This is a genomic window from Saccharopolyspora sp. 6M (assembly GCF_020176775.1).
Lineage (GTDB): Bacteria > Actinomycetota > Actinomycetes > Mycobacteriales > Pseudonocardiaceae > Saccharopolyspora_C > Saccharopolyspora_C gregorii.
Genome location: NZ_JAIUJZ010000184.1, coordinates 1 through 4,689 on the forward strand (window position 1 = coordinate 1; position 4,689 = coordinate 4,689).

A 4,689-nucleotide genomic window follows, 5' to 3' on the forward strand; every position below is an offset into this window, starting at 1 on the left:
GCATCGCGGGGGTGCGGGGGGATCAGCTGGTCAGGCGGGTCCCGTCGTCCGGGCGGAACAGGTGCACCTCGCCGGAGTCGCGCAGCGCCACCTTCACCTGCTGGCCCAGCGCGGGCGGGGTGCGGCCGTCGGTGCGGACCACGAACCGCTGCGGCTCCCCGGCGATCTGGATGCTGCCGTGCACCAGGGCGTGCGCGCCGAGCTCCTCGACGAGCTCGACGGTCATCGTCATGGCCTTCTCGTCCTCGCCGGAGACCAGGCTCAGCGCCTCCGGGCGCACGCCGAAGGTCACCTCCTGCAACCCGTCGGCCGCGGACAGCGCGGCGCGGGGCAGCGGGATGGTCTGCCCGTCGAGCTCGGCGCCCGCCGCGGACAGCGGCACCGTCTTGAGGTTCATCGCGGGCGAGCCGATGAACCCGGCGACGAACGCGTTGCGCGGGTTCTCGTACAGCTCGCGCGGGCTGGCGACCTGCTGGAGCAGCCCGTCCTTGAGCACCGCGACCCGGTGGCCCATGGTCATGGCCTCGACCTGGTCGTGCGTGACGTAGATCGTGGTGGTGGCCAGCCGCTTCTGGAGCGCGGCGATGTTGGCGCGGGTCTCCACGCGCAGCTTCGCGTCCAGGTTGGACAGCGGCTCGTCCATCAGGAAGACGCTGGGCTCGCGGACGATGGCGCGGCCCATCGCGACGCGCTGGCGCTGGCCGCCGGAGAGCGCCTTGGGCTTGCGGTCCAAGTACTTCTCCAGGTCGAGCATCTTCGCGGCCTCGGTGACCTTGGCCCGGATCTCGTCCTTGGGCGTCTTGCGCAGCTTCAGCGCAAAGCCCATGTTGTCGGCGACCGTCATGTGCGGGTACAGCGCGTAGGACTGGAAGACCATCGCGATGTCGCGCGCCTTCGGCGGGGTGTTGGTGACGTCCTGGCCGCCGATGGTGATGGCGCCTTCGTCCACCTCCTCCAGGCCGGCGAGCATCCGCAGCGCGGTCGACTTGCCCGAGCCGGAGGGTCCGACCAGGACCAGGAACTCTCCGTCGTCGATCTGCAGATCGAGTGCGTTGACGGCTCGCACCGGTGGGTTACCCGGGTAGAGGCGGGATGCCTGGACGTATGCAACCTCGGACATCTGGGACGCACCTTTCACTGACTCGGGTTAAGCACAACGTAGCGCTTAACCGAGTTAAGGTCATCCCTTTCCTCGAACCGGTTCGGAAAGTGATCATGCGACTACTCGTGGTGATCGTTGCCGATCGGCAATGGGATCTGCATCTCGGCGGCTTCACCGCCGGGTACTGAACCGTTACGGTTCCTCCATGGCTCGGTCAACGAATGCCCGACGGCCTGCGACGCTGGCTTCGCTGGCGGCGGAGCTCGGGGTCTCCAGGACCACGGTGTCGAACGCGTACAACCGCCCGGACCAGCTCTCGCCGGAGCTGCGGAAGCGGGTGCTCGACACCGCGCGCAGGCTCGGCTACCCGGGCCCCGACCCGGTCGCGCGCTCGCTCCGCACCCGGAAGGCCGGGGCGGTCGGGCTGCTGCTCACCGAGAACCTCTCCTACGCGTTCCGCGACCCCGCCGCGATCCAGTTCCTCGAAGGGCTCGCGCTGGCCTGCGAGGACGCCGGGCACGGACTGCTGCTCATCCCGGCCAGCCCCGAGCGCGAGGACGTCGCCTCGGTGCACCGCGCCGGCGTCGACGGGTTCGTCGTGTACTCGGTGCCCGACGACGACCCGCACCTGGCCGCCGTGCTCGAACGCCCGGTGCCGGTGGTGATCTGCGACCAGCCGCGCATCGACCAGCTGGACTGGGTCGGCCCGGACGACGAGGGCGCGGTGCGGGTCCTCGCCGAGCACCTGATCGGCCTCGGGCACCGCCGCATCGGGGTGTCCTGCATGCGCCTGGCGCGCGGCCGCAACGACGGCGTGGCCTCCGTGCACCGGCAGGCGAACGCCAGCTTCCACGTCCAGCGCTCCCGGCTGACCGCGCTCGCCGCCGCGTTCAGCGAAGCCGGGGTCGACTGGGCGCAGGTGCCGGTGGTGGAGCGCTTCGACCACAGCACGGAATCCGGCGCCTCCGCCGCGGCCCAGCTGCTGGAGATCGACCCGGAGATCACCGCGATCATCTGCACCTCCGACATACTGGCCCTCGGCGCGCTGGAGGAGGCGCGGCGCCGCGGCGTGCGGGTGCCCGACGACCTCACCATCACCGGTTTCGACGGCATCGACGACGCCGAGCGGGTCGGCCTGACCACGGTCCGCCAGCCGGTGCTGGAGAAGGGCCGCGCCGCGGGCCGCCTGCTGCTGGACACCAGCGAACCCGGCAGGCCGCGGGACGTGCTGCTGGAGACCCAGCTGATGACCGGCACCACCGCCGCCCCGCCCCGCTCCGCGGAGGAGCGCTGGTTCGGCCCGTGATCGCCGAGGGCCCGCCGACCGATGGGCCCGGGGTGCGTCAGTAGTTGCGCCACTCGTCCTGCACGTAGTGCAGGATCGTCGGGTGCAGCAGCGTCGACGGGGTCAACCCGGTGATGCGCGCGCGGTCCGGCGGGAACGCGGCGGCCGCGGCCAGCGTCCGCTCGTCCAGCGAGCGCAGCGGCGGGACGTCCGCGGGCAGCCGCAGCTCGGGCGCCGGACCGGCGGTGGCCAGGTGGAAGCCCCACTCGCCGAAGCTCGGCACCGAGACCTGGTACGGCGTGGTGCCCAGCCCGGCCTCCCGCATCGTCGCCTCGATCGCCCAGAACGCCTTCGGCGCGAAGTACGGTGAGCCCGCCTGCACGGCCACCCGCGCGTGCTCGGCCATCGAACTCCGCACCAGCCCGTAGAACTCCGCGGAGTACAGCTTCGCCGTCGCCGTCGAATCCGGGTCCGGCATGTCCACGACCACCGCGTCGAACCGCTGCCGGTCGTCCCGCAGCCAGGCGAAGGCGTCCGCGGAGACCAGGTGCACCCGCGGGTCCTCGAACGCACCGCGGTTCAGCTCGGACACCCGCGGGTCGGTGCGGGCCAGCCGCGGGACCGCCGGATCCAGCTCCACCAGGGTCACGTCCCGCACGTCCGGGTAGCGCAGCACCTCGCGCAGCGCCAGCCCGTCGCCGCCGCCGAGGACCAGCACGTGCGAACGGGGCCCGGCCAGCACCGGGTGCACCAGCGCCTCGTGGTACCGGTACTCGTCGACCGAGCTGAACTGGAGGTCCCCGTTCAAGTACAGCCGGGTGTCCGGGTCGCCGTCCAGCGGGAACGACTCGGTCAGCACGATCTCCTGGTACGGGGTGCGCATCGACTGCACCACCGGGTCCCGGTACAGCGCCTGCCGCGCCGTCACCTCGAACTCGTCGGACAGCAGCCACGCCGTCCCGAGCACGCCCGCCACCAGCACCGAACCCGACACGAGCAGCAGCACCGCCCGCTTCGACAGCTCGCGGCGGAACACCGCCAGCACCAGGCCCAGCCCGGCCGCCGCGTTGAGCATCCCCACCAGCAGCGCGCCCTGCAGCTGCCCGAACACCGGCAGCAGCACGAACGGGAACGCCAGGCCGCCGAGCAGCCCGCCCACGTAGTCGGCGGCGAACAGGTCGGCCACCGCCGAACCCGCATCCTGCTTCCGGATCCGCTGCAGCAGCACCATCAGCAGCGGGATCTCCGCACCGATCAGCAGCCCCAGCACCAGGGCCGTCACCACCAGCGCCGGCGTGTACAGGCTCAGCCAGGCGAACGCGGCGTACAGCAGCAGCACGCTGAGCCCGCCGATCAGCGCGAGCAGCACCTCCACCGCGGCGAACGCCGCCGCGGCCCAGCGCTGCAGCGGTTTCGCCGCGAGCGCGCCCACGCCCATCGCGAACACCATCAGCGACAGCACGATCGACGCCTGCCCGACGGTGTCGCCGATCAGGTAGCTGCCGAGCGCGACGAGCGCCAGCTCGTACACCAGGCCGCACGCGGCGCACAGGAACACCGCCACCAGCACCGCGGTGCGGGCGGCGCGGCCGCGCGGCGCGGGTTCCGCCTGCGCGCGGGTGGGGGAGTCCAGGTCGGTCTCGGTGGTCATCGGGATCGGCTCGCTCGCCCGGGCGTCACCAGATGGCGGCGGCCATCAGCACCGCGATCACCACGTGCGCGGCCGCCGACACCCACGTGCCGGGGTGCATGGTGTCCGCGGCCAGCTCGTCGCCCAGCCTGCCGGGGGTGAGGGCGTCGATGAGCAGGAAGGACAGGCTCATCAGCACCAGCCCGAGCAGCCCGTACACGACGGTGCCCACCAGCCCGAGCAGCAGGTCGTCGGCGCTGGCCGCGATGGCGGTGGTGAGGATGATGCCGACGCCGACCAGCCCGGACACCAGCAGCAGCGCCGCGTTCGGGTTGCGCCGCACCCAGATCAGGTCGCGCAGCCTGCCGGGCGTGGCGAGGTCCACCAGCAGGTAGCCCAGCGCCATCATCAGCGTGCCGATCACGCCGTAGGCGACCGCCGCGAGCAGGCCGGAGAGCAGTTCCTGGAGCAAGGTCGTTCCATCCTTCTCGTTCGTCGGGAGCCGTTCGTCGGAGGTCGCGCACGCCGCGCCGGAGGCCGCCCGCGGCCCGGGGAGCGCCTACTTGCCGGAGCCCGGCCCCCCCCCCCGGGCCCGGGCCCCCCGGGGGGGGGGGCCCCGTCTCGGCGATGCGTCAGGTCGTTCGTCGCGTCAGGTCGTGGTCGTCAAGGCCG

Annotated in this window: 4 protein-coding genes; 1 reads left to right on the forward strand and 3 read right to left on the reverse strand. The window is 72.4% G+C overall.

Annotated elements, in window-relative coordinates; genetic code table 11:
- Positions 1–22: 22 nt before the first annotated feature.
- Entirely contained in the window at positions 23–1,120 is a 1,098-nt protein-coding gene (locus LCD31_RS22050) for an ABC transporter ATP-binding protein (RefSeq protein WP_224960798.1), read from the reverse strand.
- A gap of 187 nt (positions 1,121–1,307) precedes the next feature.
- Between LCD31_RS22050 and LCD31_RS22055 the strand changes: the two genes are divergently transcribed.
- Positions 1,308–2,408: a LacI family DNA-binding transcriptional regulator gene (locus LCD31_RS22055; protein ID WP_224960801.1), complete on the forward strand. Its 1,101-nt coding sequence runs from the start codon at positions 1,308–1,310 to the stop codon at positions 2,406–2,408.
- Between the two features lie 37 nt (positions 2,409–2,445).
- Here the strand turns inward: LCD31_RS22055 and LCD31_RS22060 are convergent, their stop codons facing one another.
- Both LCD31_RS22060 and LCD31_RS22065 read right to left on the reverse strand, forming a co-directional pair.
- Positions 2,446–4,038 carry a polyamine aminopropyltransferase gene (locus LCD31_RS22060; RefSeq protein ID WP_224960804.1) on the reverse strand — a complete coding sequence of 531 codons (1,593 nt, stop codon included), beginning with the start codon at positions 4,036–4,038 and terminating at the stop codon, positions 2,446–2,448.
- A 25-nt stretch (positions 4,039–4,063) separates the two neighbouring features.
- Complete coding sequence (locus LCD31_RS22065; RefSeq protein WP_224960807.1) at positions 4,064–4,489, reverse strand: DUF350 domain-containing protein; 426 nt, start codon at positions 4,487–4,489, stop codon at positions 4,064–4,066.
- Between the last annotated feature and the right edge of the window lie 200 nt (positions 4,490–4,689).